The following is a 23,300-nucleotide window of genomic DNA, read 5'->3' as shown; positions in this document are numbered from 1 at the left end:
TTAAAAATACCCCTGACGTTTTTTCAGCTCCATGGATCCCGCCTGGTCGCGGTCAATCACGCGCCCCTGACGTTCACTGGTGGTGGAAACCAGCATCTCTTCGATGATTTCCGGCAGTGTTTGCGCATTTGACTCCACCGCGCCGGTCAGCGGCCAGCAGCCCAGCGTACGGAAACGCACCATCCGTTTTTTAATCACTTCGCCCGGTTGCAGGTCGATACGGTTGTCATCAATCATCATCAACATACCGTCGCGTTCCAGAACCGGACGTTCAGCGGCGAGATACAGTGGGACAATGTCAATATTTTCCAGCCAGATGTATTGCCAGATATCCTGCTCGGTCCAGTTAGAGAGCGGGAAGACACGAATACTTTCGCCTTTGTTAATTTGCCCGTTGTAGTTGTGCCACAGTTCCGGGCGCTGATTTTTCGGGTCCCAGCGATGGAAGCGATCACGGAAAGAGTAGATACGCTCTTTAGCGCGGGATTTCTCTTCGTCACGACGTGCGCCACCGAAGGCGGCATCAAAACCGTACTTGTTCAACGCCTGCTTCAAACCTTCGGTTTTCATAATATCGGTATGTTTTGCGCTGCCGTGTACGAATGGATTAATCCCCATCGCCACGCCTTCCGGGTTTTTATGCACCAGCAACTCGCAGCCATAGGCTTTAGCCGTACGATCGCGAAACTCATACATCTCGCGGAATTTCCAGCCAGTATCAACATGCAGCAGAGGGAAAGGCAGCGTACCCGGATAAAACGCCTTGCGCGCCAGATGCAGCATGACGCTGGAATCTTTACCGATAGAGTAGAGCATCACCGGATTTGAGAATTCTGCCGCCACCTCGCGAATAATGTGGATGCTTTCCGCCTCCAGTTGCCGCAGGTGAGTAAGTCGTTTTTGATCCATAACCGTTCCTTTGCAATACCGCTATTTTCTTGCCATCAGATGTTTCGACTATAGGGAGCGTAAGAGAACGAATGAAATTACCAATTAGAATGAGTAGTTCCTTAACGGAATAACGATTTGGCAAAGCTAATATCAAAAAGTGCTTAAGGCACCGGATTTCGGGCGTTTAGGAAGATTTGAAATTGTTTTAGCGCAGCGGCAGTTTCATACTATGGCGGTAAAAAAATTTGCATGGTATTTAAGGACTCACTATGTTTTCCGCATTGCGCCACCGTACCGCTGCCCTGGCGCTCGGCGTATGCTTTATTCTCCCCGTACACGCCTCGTCACCTAAACCTGGTGATTTTGCTAATACACAGGCACGACATATTGCTACTTTCTTTCCGGGACGCATGACCGGAACTCCTGCAGAAATGTTATCTGCCGATTATATTCGCCAACAGTTTCAACAGATGGGTTATCGCAGTGATATTCGGACATTTAATAGCCGATATATTTACACCGCCCGCGATAATCGCAAGAGCTGGCATAACGTGACGGGAAGTACGGTGATTGCCGCTCATGAAGGCAAAGCGCCGCAGCAGATCATCATTATGGCGCATCTGGATACTTACGCCCCGCTGAGCGATGCTGACGCCGATGCCAATCTCGGCGGGCTAACGTTACAAGGAATGGATGATAACGCCGCAGGTTTAGGTGTCATGCTGGAACTGGCTGAACGCCTGAAAAATACGCCTACCGAGTATGGTATTCGATTTGTGGCGACCAGCGGCGAAGAGGAAGGAAAATTAGGCGCTGAGAATTTACTCAAACGGATGAGTGACACCGAAAAGAAAAATACGCTGCTGGTGATTAATCTCGATAACTTAATTGTTGGCGATAAATTGTATTTTAATAGTGGTGTAAATACACCAGAGGCTGTCAGGAAATTAACCCGTGATCGAGCGCTGGCAATTGCGCGTAATCATGGGATTGCAGCGACAACAAATCCAGGTTTGAATAAAAACTATCCGAAAGGCACCGGGTGTTGTAACGATGCAGAAGTTTTCGACAAAGCCGGTATTGCGGTACTTTCGGTGGAGGCGACCAACTGGAATCTTGGAAATAAGGATGGTTATCAGCAACGCGCAAAAACACCGGCCTTCCCGGCGGGAAATAGCTGGCATGATGTAAGGCTTGATAATCAACAGCATATTGATAAGGCGCTTCCTGGAAGAATAGAACGTCGCTGCCGTGACGTTATGCGGATAATGCTACCGCTGGTGAAGGAGCTGGTGAAGGCGTCATGAGGCGTTTGAAAATGGGAGCTGGGAGTTCCCCCGCTGACGCGGGGGAGCTCAGTTATGGGTAACAGTACCCCAGAACCGAGAGCGGTTTATCCCCGCTGGCGCGGGGAACACTTCTGCAATGTGGAAAGCACCTATTGGTTTTGCGGTTTATCCCCGCTGGCGCGGGGAACACAAATATCCGGGCAAAACCCGCCGTGCTGCCTGCGGTTCATCCCCGCTGGCGCGGGGAACACCTCATACGCGTCAATTCAATTGCAATGTTAATCGGTTTATCCCCGCTGGCGCGGGGAACACCCATTCCCCATCCTTGATGTAGTCACTTGTGCCGGTTTATCCCCGCTGGCGCGGGGAACACTCCCGTTGCTCCCAGAACCACCGATGAAGCTCCGGTTTATCCCCGCTGGCGCGGGGAACACCCCCGGCGACGTAACTCAATACACAGGTGGTACGGTTTATCCCCGCTGGCGCGGGGAACACACGCTCTCTGGCCTGCTCCTGAGTATCAGCCGCGGTTTATCCCCGCTGGCGCGGGGAACACATTTTTTTAGCGTATTTAGCTGATGCGGCGTTCGGTTTATCCCCGCTGGCGCGGGGAACACACGTTAGTGGCGCTTGTCTGGGTGTGAGCGGTCGGTTTATCCCCGCTGGCGCGGGGAACACGTGGTCTCAATCCACTGACTTTCCGTGTGGACCGGTTTATCCCCGCTGGCGCGGGGAACACCTTTACATGCTTTACGATAAAGATGCGGCGCCCGGTTTATCCCCGCTGGCGCGGGGAACACGACACAGTACCCCTGATATCGCTTGACCGTATGGTTTATCCCCGCTGGCGCGGGGAACACGGCCACATCCGCCAGCTCACGTAAAGCCTGGGCGGTTTATCCCCGCTGGCGCGGGGAACACGCCGGATGAGTATCACGAGATGATGCCGATGATCGGTTTATCCCCGCTGGCGCGGGGAACACATGACCGCAAAAAGAGCGGCCGGCCGTTGTCACGGTTTATCCCCGCTGGCGCGGGGAACACTACCGGATCATAATTCCCCGCATGCCACACCTCGGTTTATCCCCGCTGGCGCGGGGAACACGAAATAATATTCAGTGGGATGTTATTAGCCAGCGGTTTATCCCCGCTGGCGCGGGGAACACGCAAACAGGAAGCTCTCTGGCGTCATAATCCACGGTTTATCCCCGCTGGCGCGGGGAACACTCGTACTCACCCGTTGTGCAGTCGTAAAAGTGCGGTTTATCCCCGCTGGCGCGGGGAACACTATTTGTCAACTCCTCTGACAGATCGCCAATGCGGTTTATCCCCGCTGGCGCGGGGAACACATAAAATCGGTGAAATCGGCAATGAGAAACAACGGTTTATCCCCGCTGGCGCGGGGAACACGTCTTTTGGCCGACCGTAATCGTTGTTTCCGGCGGTTTATCCCCGCTGGCGCGGGGAACACACTAAGCATACGTATCTGTTTTTAAACAATTTTATTCCACATCAACAATCTACCAACTAAATTCAAACATTTCCTTATTTTTAAAGAACGGGTAACTTATTGATTCTCAACAGGAAGAAACGAAACCAACCGTAACCCATCCAAATCCACCGGAATACGTCTGTTTTCACCCCAGGTCTGAAATTCAAAACCCGACTCGGTATTGGTCGCCCAGGCCATGACCACATTTCCGCAACCTGCCAGTTGGGAGATTTGCTGCCAGATCATCTCCCGAATACGTTTGGATGTATCACCAACATAAACACCAGCACGCACTTCCAGTAGCCAGATCGCGAGCCGTCCACGTAAGCGCGGCGGGACATTTTCTGTAACAACCACGACCATGCTCATCCGCTGCGCCCCCGGTGACCACTATCACCCAGCGTTTCAGGTTCCGGGATAGCTGGCGGTAACATATCCGGCGCGGGTTGTGGTGGTTCAATTTCACCGGCGGCAAGGACTTCCTCAATTAACGGGATTAATTTGCCCGTTAACTTAGTGCTACGGAAAATATCGCGACAGGCCAACCTGACTTCTTTATCTGGTTCTGCGGGTTGCCTCGCCGCTATTTCAAATGCCTTTGGCACAACCGTATCAAATTTAATGATATCGGCTATGTCATAAACAAATGAAAGCGGTTTGCCACCATGGATAAAACCAATAGCGGGCGCATATCCCGCGGCTAATACTGCCGCTTCAGAAATACCGTACAGGCATGATGTGGCAGCACTGATGCAGCGATTCACAACATCGCCTTTTTCCCAGTCTTTAGGATCGTATTTGCGACCATTCCATTTCACGCCATATTGCTTCGCCAGTAATGCATAGGTCTGGCGAACGCGGGCTCCCTCAATTCCCCGTAACTGCTCCATTGAACGGCGAGCTGGCGGTGGTTCACGAAAACGTAATTCATACATTTTGCGCACCACCTTCAACCGTAGATCTTCCGTTAAAGCCAGCTTTGCCTGGTAGAGTAATTTATCTGCCCGCGCCCCTCCGGGTTGTCCGGAGGAGTAAACGCGAACGCCCGCTTCACCGACCCAGACCAGCAGTGTCCCCACCGTGGCGGCCAGATGCACCGCCGCGTGGGAAACTCTCGTTCCTGGTTCGAGCATTATGCAAGCGACCGATCCCACCGGAATATGCGTGCGGATCCCTGTTTTGTCGATCAGCACGAAAGCGCCGTCCAGTACGTCGATCTGACCGTACTGGAGGAAGATCATGGAGGTGCGATCTTTTAACGGGATCGGACTCAGTGGTACAAACGTCACGCCTCTGCTCCGGGTTTGATTAACATCAGACCACAGCCGAACGCCCGGCTTTTGCCATACCCCAGGCAGAGACGTTGCAGAAATAACCCTGGCTCGGTGACCGTCAGCATCCCCGTATAATCCACGCTACTGAACTGGATCAGTTGCCGGGCATTTTCCCGCCGCAGTTGCTGTTGTCGGTAGGCATCGACCGAGGTATCCAGCAGTGTAAAACCACTTCTCTCTCCCTGCGCAGCCAGCCAGCCCAGCGCCGCCTGTTGTTGATGCAACCAGACATCACTTCCTTCCGCCTGCCCCCTCACCTGCCGTTTCGCCTCCATCAGCAGATCGTGGCGCTTACCCGCTTTACAGACTGTTGGATTCGCTCGCAGGTTGAAAAAAAGGGATTGTCCGGTACGCAGCTCCGGCGCAAATGACCGGCATTCGATGGTGAACGTTTCACTTTCCGCCGGGCGTTCCTGCGACAGGACAAAAAAGCGAAACGCGCCCTGGAGTTCTTCCCGACGATAAAGAAATTGCCTTTCTTTGCCGCCAGGGAAAAGATCCCACAGCCACTGATGCATCACATATTCACCGCGATCCACCAGATGCAGCAACTGCGCTGGGGAAAGCTGGCCGGTATGTAAGGTTATTCTTGAGAGGTACATGGTTCCTCCTTGCTGAGCCACGGCCCCTGATTGACAGTGCGTTCCCCAAACAGCCACTGCTGACGATTTAAAGGAACATCCCGGCGGCGTAATATTTTGCTCGCGACCAGGCCGTCGTGTTCCCCTTCCCACCAGCATTCATCCTGAAGTTTCGGGAGTGAGACTTTTAGTTCGTGGAAACGATCCTGATACTGTTGATATGCGGTACGTAAGGCATCAGACGCGTTGCCTTCGAGCAGTAACGGCGCAAGGGGTAACGCCAGCGGATGGCTTTTTCGCCCCAGATAAAGCGGAAAAACCGGATGGCGTAAACCTTCCTGCAACTGTTCGAGGCTGTAAGGCGCATCAGCTGTTGTTGCCACGGCCACCATCCACCAGGCATCGGTGTAGTAGTCGCGCCGGGAGATAATCGCGCTTAGAAGATCAGGGTCGCTCAACTCTTCGCGACGGCTGAAATAACGCGCTTTACGCACCTCTTTTGGCATCTGGACCGTGTGATAATCCCGTGCCCAGCGCGGGTTACGGCTGGCGCAAACCACCAGTGAATAGTGGCGATTAAACGCGTTTAAGCATTCGGTGTCATCACGCCGTATCCCTAACCCGGCAGCCAGCAGCCCCAGCAATGCTGAACGCGAAGGCAGTTCATGGGTATGACGCACCTCACCGGGTGCATCAACGCCCCAGGATGCCATTGGCCCATGAAGCTGAAAAATCAGATATTGGCTCATAAGCCGCCCCTTACGCGCAGATAAAGTCCAGCACGTCCTTCATGCTTCCCTGTTTGTTCATCACGTCAAAACTTGCGCATTCGGTCTTCTGTTCGTAAACCGTATTCATGTTTTCGCGAAGCGTTGTAATACGCTGCACTGCCACATCTAACTGACGTGTGCCATTAATGGGTTCATAGAAAGCCGCCGCCAGAGAACGCGGTTGTTCGGTGCCTTTTTCTGCCAGCGCCCAGGAGGCGTAGGCACGGCTGGCAAAGCTGTTTTGTTTACCGGTTGGGGAAACTTTAAACGCTGCTTCCGTAAAGGCGCGCAGGGTCTGATTAGCTAATGCTTCGTCACCGCCGAGGTTTTCGACCAGCAGATCTTTATCAATGCAGATATAGGTGTAGAACAGCGCAGAACCAAACCCAGTTTCACCAAGATGCCCTGCACCAGCATCTTCAGAGGCCTGGCGCAAATCATCAACGGCGGTGAAAAAATCATCTTCGACAATCGTTTCACTGACACCAAACGCGTGCGCGACCTGACAGGCGGCTTCAACATTAAACTCGGGTTTATTCGCCAGCATACGACCAAACATGGCGATATCTACCGCCATACGATCTTTACGTAACAAAGCGAGATCGTCCTCTTTTGGCGCGCGCTTTTCTTCTGCCAGTTGATGGGCCAGCGCTTTTACGGCGTCAAATTCTGCAGGGCTGATATGGACGAGCTGTTCAGTTTCAGCGTTAGTGAGCGGATCTTTTGTTTTTTTGTCTTTTTTGGCTTTACCAAGATAATCGGCAATATCTGCCGCCCATTCGATGGCTTTTTTTTCTTCGATTCCTTTCTCAATCATGATAGTTGCTGCCTCGCGCGCGATACGCCCACTACGAATACCAATATGGCCCGCCAGCGCCTGTTCAAAAAGTGCAGAAGTGCGCCACGCACGTTTCAGACTTTGCGAGGAAACGCGCAGACGCGTTGCTCCACCCAGCACCACGGTTTTCGGCGCACCGGTGTCATCACGGTTAAGGTTGGCTGCAGGGTAAGCGGTTAACAAATGGAGCTGAATAAATGTCGTCATGAGATAGTCCTTTATTAATTTTGTTCGTTATCGGCGTCGCCAGCCTGGTAATATTCCAGCGCCCAGCGGATACGGATAAATTCTGTTGGCCGCTGCTGACGGCGGTGATGGTTGAGCAGGTCGTCACTCTCCTGGCACCAGCGGAAAATATCGTCTGCCAAAGAGATAAGATTGACGGAACCGTTTAATAATTTGACCGCGCGACGTAACTGGCGCAGTAAATCATCCGGCGTTTTTACTGCCGACAGGCGCGAAAACCGCCCTTCTGACATTACTGCCGCCAGCTGCGCGGCAAAAGGCTGCCGTTCATCAATGGCTTTTACATTGGCGCTAACTGCAGCGACCAGTGCCAGTGCGGTAAAACGCCACTCTTGCGCTTCAACTTTCCACAACGTGTGGGTCTGCATCAGCAGAGAACGAAACCCTTCTGACAAACAAACATCATTAACCGTCGTACTACGCCGCAGACTGGCACGATTGCCGCGTTTTTCCTGCAATTCCTCGTGCCATTTGCGCAGCGTGGCTTTGTGCTCCTCTTTTACAATACTCATTCAGCAGCCTCCTGCTTTTTCTCCCTGGCGGCTTTAGCACTTTGCTTCTCCGCCGATGTTGTAAAATATTTCTTGCGCGCGGTCATGACGCGTTTCAAATCAACGGGCTCATAAGGATTAGTGAATACCCGCTCGTCAAAATCCTGACGCGCGAATAACCACATTTCCTTTTGCCATTTGCTGAGTAATTCATCCGGCTCCTGACCTTCTTCAATTTGACGCACTAACCTCAGGAAGCGATGCTGAGTTTTGTTCCAGAAGTCGATATCCACAAAACTGAAATCACCCCGTGCACCTTTTGGATCGGAGAACCATGCTTCTTTCAATGCACTCCGTAACAGACTTAGAATCCGTGAAGCCGTTTGCGCAGCCAGCCGCAGCTTTGGTATCTGGCCTTCTTTTTTATTGAGCAGTAGCGGGAAATGGTGTTCGTACCAACAGCGCGCTTTCATGTTGTCGAAATCATAGCCAAATCCCCACAGGCCCACTTTTGCCTGTTTCAGACTGCTGGCATTAAAGAGTTTCACCACCAGCGCGGGAAGTTCCGTATTGTTTTCTGACTTACCCGTTTCGATAAGTCCTAGCCAGTCGCGCCAGATTAAACCGCCCGGTTGTGGTTTAACCGAGTAAAGCTCGCCGCCCTCTTTAAGTGGTATACGGTAGGGCGTTAAGGGATGCTGCCACATGGCATAATTCGCACCGTAATTTTTGGTCGTCATCAGGCTCAGGAGCGCGTCGCTCTGCTCACCGCAAATATCGCAGTTGCCGACTGTCGTGGTATTAAAATCAACACGTATGCGCCGAGGCATTCCCCAGTACGCCTGGAGTTTGTTGACCTGATCATCAGTTACCACCGCACCGGCCAGTTCACTGGTACGCGTCGGGCCAAGCCAGGGGAAAACCAGATCGCCAAATTTTTTGGGTAGCGGTAAGTCAGATTCATCCTGCGGCATCACGTTGAGCCACAGTTTGCGCCACAAGGGTGTTTGTTGATTGCCCTGATATTCCTGTAATTCAATCAGCGTCGTCATTGGCCCACCGCCGCGCAAACCGGTGCGATAGCCTTTGCCGCCTGACGGCGCATTTAACTGTAGGGAAAACAGCGCTAACGCGGAACAATGAGGGCATATGTGTTCAGTCACGCCACGCTTAATAAAGTGGTCTTTATTGAACTTCGTTGTTTGAGCGCCGGGAATTTCAGGCAGTAACGAAGCGACAGGAACTTTATCTCCCGTAAGCGCCTCGAAATCCTGCATAAATGAAGGGGAATCTGGGCCAAACTGGAAAGCATGTTCTAAAGACAGCAATGCTTCCCTTAGCTTTTCAGCTTCCAGTCCGTCTTCCCATATATCATCCCAACGACCGTGATTTTTGGGCGCGAAGCTGGTTTGTAGTAGTCCCAGCAAAAACTGCCATGCCGCACCCTGGAGATCTGCCCGCGGCGCAGCGATATCGACAACATTTTCATCCGCCAGATCGACTGGCGCCAGTTTGCCTGTCGTTCCGTCTTTATAACGAACGGGCAACCACGGGGTTGTCAGAAGTGAAAACGAGTTCATACGCATCCTCTCGTAAAAAGACCATCCCAGGTCGGTTATCCATCCTTCCATCCTTTTTTGTGTATCAACTATTCAGAGAATCCTGTCGCAGGCATATCAACCAACCTTGCCAATCAATCCCTCCGTAGCCGAATATCCACAACTTTCGTCATCGGTGACCAAAATCACGTTTGCCATCTCCGGATCTTGCCGCTGTTCAACGCACCACTGCCTGAACGCATCCCCTTCCAGTAAAGAAAACTTATCCCGATGTTTTTTCCACCAGCTTTGGCGCACTCTGACAACGCTCATTTCCCATGCGTGTGCACCGGTGGCATAAGGCTTCACCACACCGCCAATACAGCTAGCCAGCCACAGGGAAACAGACTCTTCAGCCAGACGTGTCGACAGTTTTTCCGGGAGGTAATCGTTGATATTGGCGGCATAGCCGGGCCTGAAGTTCAGCACAAACTTATTAGCCATTGAACGATCGCAGTAGTATTTGCCCACTTGCTCCTGCTCGCTGCGGGCAAACCCTTCCGGCATTACCACGTCCTCACCGTAGACTGATTCAATCAGAAGCCGGGCTGAGTGTGGCATCTGAATCGCGCCTTGTTCACGCAGCACACGCTGCGTCAACCAGATTCGCCCATGATCGGGATAGACAAATGCACTGTTACGCATGGCACAGCCAAACCATTCTTCACCCGGAGAGTCGTTCCAGACGGGGGCCAGAATCAGCAATACAGGAGGGTGACGCTCGTCTTTACCGTCACGCTTTAACTGACCATTAATATCGCGGATATGTCGCTGTAATCGCCCTGCTCGCTGGATCAGTAAATCAACAGGGGCAAGGTCGGAAATCATTTCGTCCAGGTCGCAGTCGACGCTCTGCTCCAGGACCTGAGTACAAATGAGGACTTTTCCGGCACGCTGTGAACAGTCTTCTTTACCAAAGCGTGCCAGCGTCTCCGTTTCAATTCGCTGGCGATCGCTGAAAGCAAAGCGGCTATGAAAAAGTGAAAGGCTGGAAGCAGGAATGACGCCGCGGGCAAGCAGCTGACGATGAACCTGGATGGCGTCATCGACAGAATTCCGAATCCAGGCGATGCATTTCCCCTGACTTACCGCCGATTCGATACGCGCAATACACTCTTGTTCGCTATGAAGCCAACCCACACTCACGCTGCGCTCAACGTCTTTGCGCGTCGCTACCCGGTGCGAATGCACATCGGATTTCGTGACATGCGTCAGCCAGGGATAATCATCTTTTTCCAGCAACGGAGCTTCTTGCTGGCCCTCTGCACCACGCGCAAAGGCGGCGACGAGTTTGTCACGCTGCTGTTGAGACAACGTAGCAGAAAGCAAAATAACGCTGTTTCCGCCACGCGCCTGCCGCTCGATCAGCCCTTCAAGAATGCACGACATATAAGCGTCACAGGCGTGGATCTCATCGGCTAGCAGGATTTTGTTACTCAGCCCCAGAAGCCGCAGATTATTATGTTTGAACGGCATCACCGCCATCATCGCCTGATCCAGCGTGCCGACGCCAATTTCAGCCAGCAACGCCTTCTTGTTACTGTCAGCAAACCAGGCCGCACATCCCTGACTGAACGCTTGTTCATCCGGTTCTTCTGACCCCACAAAATCACCAGACCACAGCGATGCGTTAAAGCGATCCATTAGCGAACGAGCGCTGTGTGCCAGCACCAGGCTGGGGCGGGATTGTGGCGAATAGAAAGCAAGCCAGGTTTTTACCAGCCTATCGTACATGGCATTGGCCGTTGCCATTGTTGGCAGGCCAAAAAACAAACCCTGTGCTTTCCCCGCAGACATCAACCTGTGCGCCAGGATAAGCGCCGCTTCTGTTTTACCTGCGCCAGTCACATCTTCCAGAATAAACAACTGTGGTCCTGGCTGGCTGATATCCAGATCCAACACCTTTTGCTGTAACGGTGTTGGGTTCTCAATAAAAGGAAACAGCGTATTAATTCCAGTGAAAGGCGCGCTTTCTGCTTTTGGGGGAAAGACGGTTAATGCGTTTTGAGCCTGAACTAAAGCCTTCTGCCAGTAATCTTTAATATCCATTGCCTGTGCAACGCGTGGAAAAAACCGCGTTGACGATCCCGTCCAGTCTGCGAGTACGACGGTTGCAGAGATATACCAGGAAAAATGTTTTATAAGTTCAACGCCCTCGTCATCATCCCAGAATGTAGGGATCTCGATGAGCGGAAACAGTACCTTGATTTCAAGGAGAAAATCCCGTGCGGCAGCTTTGTCTTCAGGCAGAAAGTTGTCCAGTTCATCGATACGGTCAGGAGGCCGACCATGATGCCCGGTCGTCACGGGCATCCACATATCTATTACTCGTTTAAGTTTGCGCAAAGAGAGTGAAGATGAAGGAAGCAACTCTTCACATTCAATTAAATAATGATGCCACAACCAGTAACCCAGCGTTGAATGAGAGATCTTTTCGTAATTCTTTCTTGCGCCTTCCGGAACCTTGAGTTGTGGGTGCAGGTAAAGTTGCTGAAATGAGCGGGCAAATTTTCCAGTATCGTGCCAGCACAACAACCAGGCGAAAAATTGTGCTGCCTGATCCGTGTCAGCGAAACCTAATTGACGAAAATAGTCAGCCAGCCCGAAACAGTTGTTTTTGACCATTAAATAGCCTATCGCGGCTACATCCAGCGAATGCCAGCAAAGAAGGTGATAATCGTCGCCACCCTCTTTCTCGCCACGTCGGGTTTTTCCCCAGAAATCAAAGAAAGTCACAATGTTTTTATCCTTCAGTAAAACTTAAAGGATATTTACGCATATATTAAAAATTATCTGTGATATATATCGTTCAATAAAATATTTACATTATGAATAATTCAATGATTTTCATCTGTGATATATATAAATAATAAACACAGGCATAATATTCACAAAAACAATATAAATGAAAAAAAGGGTGCAGGAGACCAAACCATCACAATTCAATACGCGGGGTTTTACCCCCGCGTGGTGGCTACTTCTTCGGTTCGTAAGCGAGAACTGCCTTAAACTCCATACCACGTTCTCTGATACTCAACTCACACAACGAGTCGCCTACCATCAGCGTGAATCCCAGTACTGTACAACACAGTACGATGATTGCCACAAGGGCATATTTTGTCAGCATGTCTTGCCTCCCTGCAAAGAAGAGACTAACATTCGAATTGCTACGTTCGAACGCGAGCCTCAGGTTGATAGAAATATCGCCCGGGGCTTTTGTCCATCTGGAACCTCGCGAATGCTCAACGCCAGACAGCCTCAAGCACCCGACGCCATTCTATAACTGTTGATTTCCCCTGCTATATTCATGTTTAAATGCCGGAATGCGGCTCGCAAAATAAAAACGCCCCCATCATTTCTGACAGAGGCGTTTATTTTATCCGGCAATATTTACCCTTCGTGCAGCCCACATTCCCTTTTTAAGCCAAAGAAACGCGTTTCTTCTTCCGCCATACCAGGTTCCCATTTACGGGTTGTATGGGTATCACCAACCGATAAATATCCTTCGTCCCATAATGGGTGATATTTCAGGCCATGTTTTTGCAGATACTGATAAATAGTTCGGTTATCCCAGTCGATAATCGGCAGCACTTTAAATACGCCACGCTGAATTGCCAACACCGGTAAATTAGCGCGGCTGCCGGATTGTTCACGGCGCAGGCCAGCAAACCACGTTTGTGCGTTCAGTTCTTTCAGCGCCCGGTTCATCGGTTCGACTTTGTTGATATCGTTGTACTTTTCAATGCCTTCAACGCCCTGCTCCCACAGTTTGCCGTAGCGTGCTTCCTGCCAGGCGGCGCTTTCGGTAGCGCGGTACACTTTCAGGTTGAGCTTGAGTTTGTCCGTTAACTCGTCAATAAAGCGGTAGGTTTCCGGAAACAGATAACCGGTATCGGTGAGGATCACCGGAATATCCGGGCGAATCTGATTCACCAGATGCAGGCTAACCGCCGCCTGGATACCGAAGCTGGAAGAAAGCACATATTCACCGGGCAGATTATCCAGCGCCCAGGCAACACGGCCTTCAGCATCCAGTTTTTCAAGCTCGGCGTTAGTTTCCGCCAGCGCCAGAATGCGATCTACCTTCGGCAGTTCGTTCAGGGCATTTAGATCGAGTTTGGACATAGATTCCTCACTGTTTGCCTTGCCTGATGCGACGCTTACGCGTCTTATCAGGCCTACAAGACTGGACTGATGGTTAATCCCACAAATCACGCGCCGGATCGAGCACCGGGCGAATGATGCCCGCACGCACCGTAAAGTCGCCGAAGCCTTCACCCGCTTCACGTTCTTTCGCCCAGCGCCCTATCAGTTCATCAAGCGTCGCCAGGATTTCCGGCTCGGTGATGTTTTCTTTATGCATCCGTGGGATACGTGTCCCAATGCGGTTGCCACCAAGATGCAGGTTGTAGCGACCCGGCGCTTTACCCACCAGGCCAACTTCCGCCAGCATCGCGCGACCACAACCGTTCGGGCAGCCTGTTACACGCATCACGATGTGCTCATCGCTGACACCATGTTTCGCCATTAAATTATCGATGTTATCGATAAACGACGGCAGGAAACGCTCCGCTTCCGCCATCGCCAACGGGCAAGTCGGGAATGACACGCAGGCCATTGAGTTTTCGCGCTGCGGCGTGACGGCATTCATCAATCCGCTCTCTTTGGCGATCTTCTCAATCTTCGCTTTCTCGCTTTCCGGTACACCAGCGATGATCAGATTCTGGTTCGCCGTAATGCGGAAATCACCTTTGTGGATCTTCGCGATCTCCAGCAGGCCGGTTTTCAGCGGACGCCCCGGATAATCAAGAATTCGGCCATTTTCGATAAACAGCGTCAGGTGCCATTTGTCGTCGATCCCTTTTACCCAGCCGATACGATCGCCGCGCCCGGTAAATTCATATGGACGGATCGGCTCAAATTTGATCCCCGCGCGACGTTCCACTTCTGCTTTAAACGTCTCGACCCCCACGCGCTCCAGCGTGTATTTGGTTTTGGCATTTTTACGATCGGTTCGGTTACCCCAGTCGCGCTGAGTTGTCACGACGGCTTCCGCCACCGCCAGCGTATGCTCCAGCGGCAGATAACCAAACTCACTCGCCGTGCGGGCGTAGGTTTTCTTGTTGCCGTGTTCGATAGAAAGCCCACCGCCCACCAGCAGGTTGAAGCCCACCAGCTTGCCGTTTTCCGCGATCGCCACAAAGTTCATGTCGTTGGCGTGCAGATCGATATCGTTCTGCGGCGGGATCACTACCGTGGTTTTGAATTTACGCGGCAGATAGGTCTGACCGAGGATCGGTTCTTCGTCAGTAGTGGCGACTTTCTCCTGATCGAGCCAGATCTCCGCATAGGCGCGGGTTCGCGGCAGCAGATGTTCAGAGATTTTCTTCGCCCACTCATACGCTTCCGCGTGCAACTGAGATTCAAATGGGTTCGAGGTGCAGAGTACATTACGGTTCATGTCGTTGGCGGTCGCCAGCGCATCAAGACCGACCGAGTGCAGCATCTGGTGCACCGGTTTGACGTTCTTTTTCAGAATGCCGTGGAACTGGAACGTCTGGCGGTTGGTCAGGCGAATGCTGCCATAAATGGTGTTTTCACCGGCGAATTTATCAATTGCCTGCCACTGTTTAGTGGTGATCACCCCACCCGGCAGACGGCAGCGCAGCAGCATCGCATGACGCGGTTCCAGCTTCTGTTCAGCACGTTCGGCGCGGATATCGCGGTCATCCTGCTGATACATACCGTGGAAACGGATCAGCAGGAAGTTGTCGCCCTTAAAGCCGCCGGTCAGACCGTCGTTTAAATCTTCCGCAATGGTCCCGCGCAGGTAGTTGCTCTCAAGCTTCATGCGCTCGGCGTCTGTCAGTTTTCCTTCGACCACTAAAGGCCCTGGATGTTTTTCGTTCATTAGTAGACATCTCGCTGATAACGGCGCTCTACGCGCAGCTCACTTAAAAATTCATCCGCCGCTTCGGTGTCCATGCCACCAAATTCGGCAATCACTTCCAGAAGTGCCTGTTCAACGTCTTTCGCCATGCGATTAGCGTCGCCGCAGACATAAATGTGGGCTCCGTCATTGATCCAGCGCCACAGCTCTGCGCCCTGTTCGCGCAGTTTGTCTTGTACGTAAATTTTTTCTTTTTGATCGCGCGACCAGGCAAGATCGATACGTGTCAGCACGCCCTCTTTGACGTAGCGCTGCCACTCCACCTGATAGAGGAAATCTTCCGTAAAGTGTGGGTTGCCAAAGAACAGCCAGTTTTTACCCGGCGCTTCGTCAGCAGCACGTTGCTGCATAAAGGCGCGGAACGGCGCGATGCCGGTGCCTGGACCAATCATAATCACCGGCGTTTCCGGGTTGGCTGGCAGACGGAAGTTGTCGTTATGTTCGATAAAGACGCGGACTTCGCCCTCTTCTTCCACACGATCCGCGAGGAAACTAGAGGCACCACCGGCACGGGCGCGGCCTTCAATGTCATAACGAACGACACCAACGGTGACGTGTACTTCGTTCTCGACTTCCGCCTGCGAGGAGGCGATGGAATACAGGCGCGGCGTCAGCGGGCGCAGCAAGTTAATGAGGGCTTCAGCGTCAAGCTGTGCCGGAGAGAAACGCACCATATCGACAATCGGCGTCGTCGCGGCGTAATGCTGTAACTTCGCTTTATCGCCCACCAGCGGCAGCAGCGTTTCACTGCGGGTAAGCGTGGCGTAGTTCTCAACGATGTTGGCGGTGTTGACGGTCAGTTCGAAGTGCCACTGTAGGGCCTCGTTCAGAGGTAACGTTTTGCCCTCGACGGTGACAGGTTCATCGCCTTTCAGCCACAGCAGTTCGACAAGTTCTTTCACCAGTGCCGGATCGTTCTGATACCAGACGCCCAGCGCGTCACCCGGCTGGTAACGCAGGCCCGAGTCACCTAAGTCAATTTCGATATGGCGAACGTCTTTTTCAGAGTTACGCCCGGTAATTTTCTGGTTAACAGAGAGGCTCGCCACCAGCGGCGCGTCTTTGCTGTACGGGCTGGTGTGGATTTCATTTACCGCGCCAGTAGCGACGGATTGCGAAGGTGCCGCGACAGGCGTACGGGACTTCAGAACATCAACCACGCGGGCGCGCCACTCGATGGCAGCAGCCTGGTATTCAACGTCGGCATCGACACGGTCGAGCAGGCGTTCACCGCCCAGTTCCGCCAGCTTGCTGTCAAAATCTTTCCCGGACTGGCAGAAAAATTCATAAGAGCTATCGCCGAGACTAAACACAGCAAACGCGGTGTTTTCCAGCTTCGGCGCTTTTTTGGAGAACAGGAACTTATGCAGCGCGACGGCCTCCTCCGGCGGTTCCCCTTCACCTTGCGTTGACGTCACCACGATGAGCAGTTTTTCGCTGGCGATTTGTTTGAATTTATAGTCGCCCGCGTTCACCAGCTTAACGTTCAGTTTTGCCGCTAATAAATCATCGCGTAATGTTTCAGCAACCCGGCGCGCATTGCCGGTTTGCGAAGCGGAGATAATAGTTATACCCGGCATTTCTGCGGCGGGGGCGGGCGCTGGCGTCGCTGTAAGCGCAGCAGGCTGTTGGTTGAGCACGCCCCAGAAATAGCCAGAAACCCAGGCAAGCTGGGTGGGAGTTAAATCGGTCGTGGCCGCCTGAAGGCGTGCCAGTTGCTCCGGGTTCAACGGAAGCAACGCGGAAGGTGGGACCTGTGTCGTCATGCGTCGTTATGTTCCAGTAAGCAAAGCTGTTTCTGCGCCCTGTCAGCGCCCATAAAACAGAAGAGAAGGTAAGGTTAACGGGGTGAACGGTGTGGATTAAAGACGGGATAGCGATAACTAATAACCAAATCGACTAACCTGTTTTAGCAATAGTCTTTAACAACAAAACAGATTAACCAACCCAATGAAAAACAAATGAATTTAGCCAATCATTAAGATAAATCAGCGATTTTGCGCAACAAAGTCGTTTTAGATAATGCGAAAAAAAAGCCTTTCCGGTACTCTACGGCGGTTTTATCGTCATGTAGAGAAATTATGATGTCCACCACGTTATTTAAAGATTTCACCTTCGAAGCCGCTCACCGCTTACCACACGTCCCGGAAGGACATAAATGTGGTCGCCTGCACGGGCATTCCTTTATGGTGCGACTGGAAATTACCGGGGAAGTCGATCCGCATACGGGCTGGATTATCGATTTCGCTGAACTGAAAGCGGCATTTAAACCAACCTATGATCGCCTCGATCACTATTATCTCAATGATATTCCTGGCCTGGAAAACCCGACCAGCGAGGTTTTAGCAAAATGGATTTGGAATCAGGTTAAACCGGTTGTTCCGCTGTTAAGTGCGGTTATGGTGAAAGAAACCTGCACCGCAGGTTGCATCTATCGCGGCGAATGATAAGAGTGTGTCGGCGGTCAATTTCCCTTAAGTAACGCTATGTTAGGGTGTTGCGCTCTGGATATCTGGGGCATGACATGGAAGACGACTGCGACATTATTATTATTGGTGCGGGTATAGCAGGCACCGCTTGTGCTTTACGCTGCGCGCGGGCAGGTTTATCCGTTCTGTTACTGGAACGCGCTGAAATTCCCGGCAGTAAAAACCTTTCCGGCGGGCGTTTATACACCCATGCGCTCGCGGAACTCCTCCCTCAGTTTCACCTGACCGCGCCTCTTGAACGACGCATCACTCACGAAAGTCTTTCTCTGCTAACGCCGGATGGCGCAACGACGTTTTCCAGCTTACAGCCCGGCGGTGAATCCTGGAGCGTATTACGTGCACGGTTCGATCCGTGGCTGGTTGCCGAAGCCGAAAAAGAAGGTGTCGAATGCATCCCTGGTGCGACGGTAGATGCGCTGTATGAAGAAAACGGCAGGGTGTGTGGTGTCATTTGCGGTGACGATATTCTCCGCGCCCGTTATGTGGCGCTGGCAGAAGGTGCCAACAGCGTCCTGGCTGAGCGTCACGGGTTAGTGACTCGTCCTGCTGGCGAAGCGATGGCGTTGGGGATCAAAGAAGTTCTTTCACTGGAAACATCCGCTATTGAAGAACGTTTTCATCTGGAGAATAACGAAGGCGCAGCGTTGCTGTTCAGCGGCGGAATCTGTGATGACTTACCCGGCGGCGCATTTCTTTATACTAATCAACAAACGCTCTCGTTAGGGATTGTTTGCCCGCTCTCTTCACTTACGCAAAGTCGTGTTCCGGCAAGCGAGCTGCTGGCTCGCTTTAAAACGCATCCGGCAGTGCGCCCGCTTATCAAAAACACGGAATCACTGGAGTATGGTGCGCATCTGGTGCCAGAAGGTGGCTTGCACAGTATGCCGGTGCAATACGCCGGTAACGGCTGGCTGCTGGTGGGCGATACGTTGCGCAGTTGCGTCAATACCGGAATTTCCGTGCGCGGCATGGATATGGCGCTGGCTGGCGCACAGGCGGCGGCACAAACGCTGATAAGCGCCTGCCAGCACCGCGAGCCGCAAAATCTGTTTCCGCTTTATCATTACAACGTAGAGCGCAGCCTGCTGTGGGATGTTCTACAGCGCTATCAGCATGTTCCGGCGCTTTTGCAACGCCCTGGATGGTACCGTAAGTGGCCTGTGTTAATGCAGGATATTTCCCGTGATTTATGGGATCAGGGTGATAAACCTGTTCCGCCGCTGCGTCAGTTGCTCTGGCGTCATTTACGTCGTCATGGCCTGTGGCATCTGGCGGGCGATGTTGTCAGGAGTATTCGATGTCTGTAGCCCGTAATCTCTGGCGCGCTGCTGATGCGCCACATATTGTTCCGGCAGACTCCGTTGAGCGCCAGACGGCAGAACGGTTGATTAACGCTTGTCCGGCTGGTCTTTTTTCGCTCACGCCGGAAGGCGACTTACGCGTTGATTATCGCGGCTGCCTGGAGTGTGGCACCTGCCGTTTACTGTGTGATGAAAAAAACCTACAACAGTGGCGCTATCCGCCTTCCGGATTCGGCATCACCTACCGCTTTGGATAAATAATAAGGATAATTTATGCCCCTCTTACACCTGCTCCGCCAGAATCCGGTGATTGCTGCCGTTAAAGATAATGCCAGCCTGCAGTTGGCAATCGATTCTGAATGCCAGTTTATTTCCGTGTTATACGGCAATATCTGCACCATCAGTCATATCGTCAAAAAGATTAAAAGTGCCGGGAAATATGCCTTTATTCATGTCGATTTGCTGGAAGGCGCATCAAATAAAGAAGTAGTAATTCAGTTTCTGAAACTGGTGACCGAGGCGGACGGCATTATCAGTACCAAAGCGTCAATGCTAAAAGCGGCGAGAGCGGAAGGCTTTTTCTGTATTCATCGCTTGTTTATTGTCGACTCGATTTCTTTTCACAACATTGATAAGCAGGTTGCGCAATCGAATCCTGATTGTATTGAAATTCTGCCAGGCTGTATGCCTAAAGTGCTGGGCTGGGTAACGGAGAAAATCCACCAGCCGCTGATTGCTGGCGGGCTGGTGTGCGATGAAGAAGATGCGCGTAATGCGATTAACGCCGGTGTCGTGGCGCTTTCCACCACGAATACCGGGGTCTGGACGTTAGCGAAAAAATTGCTTTGACGGGATACTCGTAACGAGTTGAATTTGTCTGATTTGTAGGCCACATGCCAAATCCGGCATTCAGCGCCTGATACGACGCTTGACGCGTCTTATCAGGCCTACAGTCCCCAGCCCAGAACCGTAGACAGGATCATCCGGCAGCACGTTATTGGCAATCTGCGTGAATGGTTGTCACCAGTGCCTCCAGCACCGCTTTCCAGTCATCTACCACGCCAACATCTGCCTGTGAAAATACCGCCGCGCTGGCGTCATGATTAATCGCCACCACAAACTTGCTATTGCGGACGCCCGCCATTAACGCTGCTGCGCCGGAAGCGCCAACAACAATACACACCTCAGGTGCCAGCAGATGTCCGGAAATACCAATCACTTTTTCGGCATCAACGCCACCGTTCATTACTCGCGCCCGACTGTAGCCCGCTTCGGCTCCCAGCTTTTCTGCCAGCATAGCGATTTCCTGGTTATCTGCCTCTCCGCCCTGCCCCACCACCAGCACCCGTCTGGCCTCAGCTAATGGGTCGTGGGTAACATTTTTCAGATCCTCTGTGCTAACCAGCCAGTCGGGAAGCGCGCCGGGGACAATGTTCAGTTGCTGCATACCAGAGGGCAACGTGGCATTTTTCACTGCTCCCGCCTGGCGGGCAAGGGAAAGGCATAGCGGGCGTTTTTCTGTTTGCAGCGTCGCCGTTAGCGCATTTCCCCACTGGGATTTGCGTACGCTTCCGGTTGGAATATTTAATGAAGTCACCTGGCATATACTGGCACCATGTAAACGCCAGGACAGGCGGGTAGCCAGTTCATCGCCAAACGTTCCCGGCGGAAAGAGAACAACGTCCGCAGGCGTTCGCTGCCACTGTTCTACCAGCGCATCCAGCACCTGTTCCGCGACCATCGGCTGCGGCTCGATTTGCCAGTGCGTTAATGTGCTGCCGCTGAAATCCTGCTCCGCCAGCCAGCCCGCTATTGCGGCATGTTCCTGATTTATTGTCACAATGGCGATATTCATGGCTGCATCCTTTGGCGTAAATAGTCCTGCCATAGCTTTTGCGCTTTTTCTGCTACCGTTTGCCCATCAAGAAGCGTTGCACCGCGTCGTTGCTCTGGCCTTTCCAGTTGCCGGCACTGCATCGCTGACGATTCAGCAGTAACAGTTTTGCGGATAATTTCAGCTTTCCCCGCAGCCATTCGCTGGCGCATTCCCGGTACTGGCAAGGCCACCTCGCCACACTGGCGCACGGCAATCACCGCAGGCAAGCGAACCCGACAACAGCGTAATCCATGTTCAGTACGCTGTTCGAGCGAGATAAACGGTGCGTCGAGAGTAAAACGCTCCACCTGGGTAAAACAGGGCCAGGTCAGCATTTCCGCCAGCAAAAATGGCGTTTGCCCGTTCTGCCCTTCGCTGCTCTGGCAGCCAGTAATGATCAGATCCAGCGGATTCTGGCGCTGCCATTCGGCAATATGGCGAGCGACAAATTCCGGCGCAAAGCGCAGATCTGCCGCCGTCTCCAGCAATACAGCTTCCTCAAACCCAAGAGCCATGAGATAGCGCAGCCAGTGCAACGCCCGTTCATCCCCCATGCTCAACGCGGTTAAAGACATCGGCGTACCGTTTTTTCTCTGCGCTAACAGAAGCGCGGCAGCGGCCTGTTCATCAGCACCGAGTAAACTTCGCAGCAGCGAAACATCCGGTCCGCTATTACCCTGAGCCGCCGCCTGCCACTCTTTTTCCGCCAGCATTCCGGCATCCGGTTCGGCTTTAAACGCTAACAGAATGTTCATTCACACCTCCTACATTTCCCGCCGCCACCAGCGGGAGTGCTTTGGTTTCTGGCGCCCATAGCCAGGTCACAACAAAACCAACCAACAACACTGCCGCCAGGAGCAATAAGGTGACTTGCATTCCCCACTGTGCCAGCACCCACGGCAGCAGGCCAGTACTTACCGCCGCGCCCAACCGACTCATGGCGGTGGCAAAACCGACGCCCAGCGAGCGAATGTCAGTAGGAAAACTTTCCGCAGGCAAAATGCCCACCAGATTACTGACTGCCGAAATGGTGGTACTGAAGAGAACAAAAAGCAGCAGCGTTAATGAACAGCCAGAAGGCAAACAGGCCATCACTACCAGCGTTGCCGCCAGCAACAAAAAACTGCCAAGTAAAAATTTGCGATGTGCCAGCAGGTGCGTCAGAAATAATCCCAGCAGCGCACCCACAATTAATAACGCGTTAAGCAGCAGGCTGGCAGTCAGCGCATCTTCCAGTCCAATAGTCTGGGCGATAGTTGGCAGCCAGGTGTAAATTACAAACCATGGGATTACGAGGCAGACAAAGAAGACACTGTTAAACGCCGTGCGCCGCCAGTAGCGCGAAGAGAACAAGGTTTTGATGTGTTTATGGGTCGCCGTTGCCACTTCATCGCCCAGTAAAACATGGGGACCAAAATAGCGATGCACGATAGCGTGAGCTTCTGCAAAACGCCCCTGGCGCAGTAGCCAGCGTGGCGATTCTGGCGTTCCCCAACGTAACAACGTAATCAACAGGGCAGGAAATGCCGCCGATGCAAGTAACCATCGCCAGGCTTCGGGGCTTTCGCTAATAAAGTGATGTCCGGCAATACTTGCCAGCACATAGCCTACGGTCCACACCACGCTGAATGCGCCCAGCAAAATACCGCGATGGCGGCGCGGAGAAAATTCAGCCAGCAAGGTGTGGCCTACTGAGTAATCGCCTCCCAGCCCAATGCCGATCAAAATGCGCAGTCCAATAAGATGCTCTGGCGTGGTGGCAAAAAATTGCAGGAACGAGGCGAGTGTAATCAGCATAAAGCTGAAGGTGAAGATTTTTTGCCGCCCGATATGGTCGGAGATCCAGCCCAAAACCAGGCTGCCGATAAACAGGCCAAGTAGCGCCGAGCCGCCGATCATTCCCGCCATAAACGGCGTCAGTTGCATGGCTGGAGTAAGCTGAATTATGGCGTAACCAATGACGCCGAGAACATAACCGTCGGTCAGGTGTGCGCCGAAAGTCAGCGCAGCAATTCGACAGTGAAAACGGTTAAGTGGTAAATCATCCATTCGCACCGGTGAAGTGTTCATCTTTACCCCTTCATTGTCCGGTAATAAGAACGGCTTCCCGGTTGAGAAGCCGAAAAGGCAACGTCCCGTCATCGCGAAACGCTA

The 23,300-nt window shown here is 52.5% G+C and carries 20 protein-coding genes, 1 pseudogene and 1 CRISPR repeat array; of the genes and pseudogenes, 5 read left to right on the top strand and 16 right to left on the bottom strand.

Translation table 11 applies throughout. The features are described from left to right. Positions 1 to 909, bottom strand: a complete 909-nt coding sequence (gene cysD / locus BGE37_RS19685; RefSeq protein ID WP_000372392.1) for a sulfate adenylyltransferase subunit CysD — start codon at positions 907 to 909, stop codon at positions 1 to 3. A 251-nt stretch (positions 910 to 1,160) separates the two neighbouring features. Here cysD and iap point away from each other — a divergent pair, with 251 nt between their 5' ends. Continuing rightward, a complete protein-coding gene (gene iap / locus BGE37_RS19680; RefSeq protein WP_105288365.1) occupies positions 1,161 to 2,198 on the top strand; it encodes an alkaline phosphatase isozyme conversion aminopeptidase in 1,038 nt (345 codons plus the stop codon). 82 nt (positions 2,199 to 2,280) lie between these two features. Next, positions 2,281 to 3,651: direct repeats of the CRISPR family, unit length 29 nt; unit sequence CGGTTTATCCCCGCTGGCGCGGGGAACAC. Between the two features lie 96 nt (positions 3,652 to 3,747). Here the strand turns inward: iap and cas2e are convergent. The 12 genes and pseudogenes from cas2e to cysJ all read right to left on the bottom strand — a co-directional run bounded on the left by cas2e (position 3,748) and on the right by cysJ (position 17,246). Then, on the bottom strand, positions 3,748 to 4,041 hold the full coding sequence (gene cas2e / locus BGE37_RS19675) for a type I-E CRISPR-associated endoribonuclease Cas2e (RefSeq protein ID WP_000063171.1): 294 nt from the start codon (positions 4,039 to 4,041) through the stop codon (positions 3,748 to 3,750). After that, entirely contained in the window at positions 4,038 to 4,961 is a 924-nt protein-coding gene (gene cas1e, locus BGE37_RS19670) for a type I-E CRISPR-associated endonuclease Cas1e (RefSeq protein ID WP_105288364.1), read from the bottom strand. Before cas1e ends, cas2e begins: the two co-directional genes overlap by 4 nt. Further along, positions 4,958 to 5,608, bottom strand: coding sequence for a type I-E CRISPR-associated protein Cas6/Cse3/CasE (gene cas6e, locus BGE37_RS19665; RefSeq protein ID WP_032303663.1), 651 nt, complete (start codon positions 5,606 to 5,608; stop codon positions 4,958 to 4,960). The genes cas1e and cas6e overlap by 4 nt, the downstream gene beginning before the upstream one ends. Beyond that, the gene (gene cas5e / locus BGE37_RS19660) at positions 5,590 to 6,336 is read right to left on the bottom strand and encodes a type I-E CRISPR-associated protein Cas5/CasD (protein WP_032303664.1); all 747 of its coding nucleotides are present in this window, start codon (positions 6,334 to 6,336) and stop codon (positions 5,590 to 5,592) included. The genes cas6e and cas5e overlap by 19 nt, the downstream gene beginning before the upstream one ends. Positions 6,337 to 6,346: 10 nt before the next feature. Further along, positions 6,347 to 7,402 (bottom strand): type I-E CRISPR-associated protein Cas7/Cse4/CasC, encoded by a 1,056-nt coding sequence (gene cas7e, locus BGE37_RS19655; protein ID WP_032303665.1) that lies wholly within the window; start codon positions 7,400 to 7,402, stop codon positions 6,347 to 6,349. Between the two features lie 14 nt (positions 7,403 to 7,416). Then, positions 7,417 to 7,953, bottom strand: coding sequence for a type I-E CRISPR-associated protein Cse2/CasB (casB, locus tag BGE37_RS19650; RefSeq protein WP_000029337.1), 537 nt, complete (start codon positions 7,951 to 7,953; stop codon positions 7,417 to 7,419). Then, positions 7,950 to 9,512: a type I-E CRISPR-associated protein Cse1/CasA gene (gene casA, locus BGE37_RS19645; RefSeq protein WP_105288363.1), complete on the bottom strand. Its 1,563-nt coding sequence runs from the start codon at positions 9,510 to 9,512 to the stop codon at positions 7,950 to 7,952. Before casA ends, casB begins: the two co-directional genes overlap by 4 nt. Before the next feature lie 96 nt (positions 9,513 to 9,608). Beyond that, positions 9,609 to 12,309, bottom strand: a pseudogene (cas3, locus tag BGE37_RS19640) (CRISPR-associated helicase Cas3'). Between the two features lie 195 nt (positions 12,310 to 12,504). After that, a complete protein-coding gene (locus BGE37_RS19635) occupies positions 12,505 to 12,657 on the bottom strand; it encodes a Hok/Gef family protein (RefSeq protein WP_000956457.1) in 153 nt (50 codons plus the stop codon). 263 nt (positions 12,658 to 12,920) lie between these two features. Continuing rightward, positions 12,921 to 13,655 (bottom strand): phosphoadenosine phosphosulfate reductase, encoded by a 735-nt coding sequence (gene cysH / locus BGE37_RS19625; protein ID WP_000039850.1) that lies wholly within the window; start codon positions 13,653 to 13,655, stop codon positions 12,921 to 12,923. Between the two features lie 73 nt (positions 13,656 to 13,728). Continuing rightward, positions 13,729 to 15,441: an assimilatory sulfite reductase (NADPH) hemoprotein subunit gene (gene cysI, locus BGE37_RS19620; protein WP_001003078.1), complete on the bottom strand. Its 1,713-nt coding sequence runs from the start codon at positions 15,439 to 15,441 to the stop codon at positions 13,729 to 13,731. Next, positions 15,441 to 17,246, bottom strand: coding sequence for an NADPH-dependent assimilatory sulfite reductase flavoprotein subunit (gene cysJ / locus BGE37_RS19615; protein ID WP_105288361.1), 1,806 nt, complete (start codon positions 17,244 to 17,246; stop codon positions 15,441 to 15,443). Before cysJ ends, cysI begins: the two co-directional genes overlap by 1 nt. Positions 17,247 to 17,561: 315 nt before the next feature. Here cysJ and queD point away from each other — a divergent pair, with 315 nt between their 5' ends. The 4 genes from queD to BGE37_RS19595 all read left to right on the top strand — a co-directional run bounded on the left by queD (position 17,562) and on the right by BGE37_RS19595 (position 20,119). Continuing rightward, on the top strand, positions 17,562 to 17,927 hold the full coding sequence (gene queD, locus BGE37_RS19610; protein WP_105288360.1) for a 6-carboxytetrahydropterin synthase QueD: 366 nt from the start codon (positions 17,562 to 17,564) through the stop codon (positions 17,925 to 17,927). Positions 17,928 to 18,004: 77 nt separating this feature from the next. Then, positions 18,005 to 19,276, top strand: coding sequence for an FAD-dependent oxidoreductase (locus tag BGE37_RS19605; protein ID WP_105288359.1), 1,272 nt, complete (start codon positions 18,005 to 18,007; stop codon positions 19,274 to 19,276). Continuing rightward, the gene (locus tag BGE37_RS19600) at positions 19,267 to 19,527 is read left to right on the top strand and encodes a ferredoxin family protein (RefSeq protein WP_000109506.1); all 261 of its coding nucleotides are present in this window, start codon (positions 19,267 to 19,269) and stop codon (positions 19,525 to 19,527) included. Before BGE37_RS19605 ends, BGE37_RS19600 begins: the two co-directional genes overlap by 10 nt. Before the next feature lie 16 nt (positions 19,528 to 19,543). Then, positions 19,544 to 20,119 (top strand): glycerol-3-phosphate responsive antiterminator, encoded by a 576-nt coding sequence (locus BGE37_RS19595; protein ID WP_098401305.1) that lies wholly within the window; start codon positions 19,544 to 19,546, stop codon positions 20,117 to 20,119. A 145-nt stretch (positions 20,120 to 20,264) separates the two neighbouring features. Here BGE37_RS19595 and BGE37_RS19590 read toward each other — a convergent pair whose 3' ends face one another. The 3 genes from BGE37_RS19590 to BGE37_RS19580 are packed head-to-tail and all read right to left on the bottom strand — an operon-like array spanning position 20,265 to position 23,288. Beyond that, positions 20,265 to 21,125, bottom strand: coding sequence for an electron transfer flavoprotein subunit alpha/FixB family protein (locus tag BGE37_RS19590; RefSeq protein ID WP_105276663.1), 861 nt, complete (start codon positions 21,123 to 21,125; stop codon positions 20,265 to 20,267). Further along, complete coding sequence (locus tag BGE37_RS19585; RefSeq protein ID WP_105271779.1) at positions 21,122 to 21,901, bottom strand: electron transfer flavoprotein subunit beta/FixA family protein; 780 nt, start codon at positions 21,899 to 21,901, stop codon at positions 21,122 to 21,124. Before BGE37_RS19585 ends, BGE37_RS19590 begins: the two co-directional genes overlap by 4 nt. Then, a complete protein-coding gene (locus tag BGE37_RS19580; RefSeq protein WP_161397385.1) occupies positions 21,879 to 23,288 on the bottom strand; it encodes an MFS transporter in 1,410 nt (469 codons plus the stop codon). Before BGE37_RS19580 ends, BGE37_RS19585 begins: the two co-directional genes overlap by 23 nt. Between the last annotated feature and the right edge of the window lie 12 nt (positions 23,289 to 23,300).

The organism is Escherichia sp. MOD1-EC6300, assembly GCF_002965045.1.
Lineage (GTDB): Bacteria > Pseudomonadota > Gammaproteobacteria > Enterobacterales > Enterobacteriaceae > Escherichia > Escherichia coli_F.
Note: the sequence above shows the minus strand (reverse complement) of the source record. Positions and strands in the feature narration are given on the sequence as shown.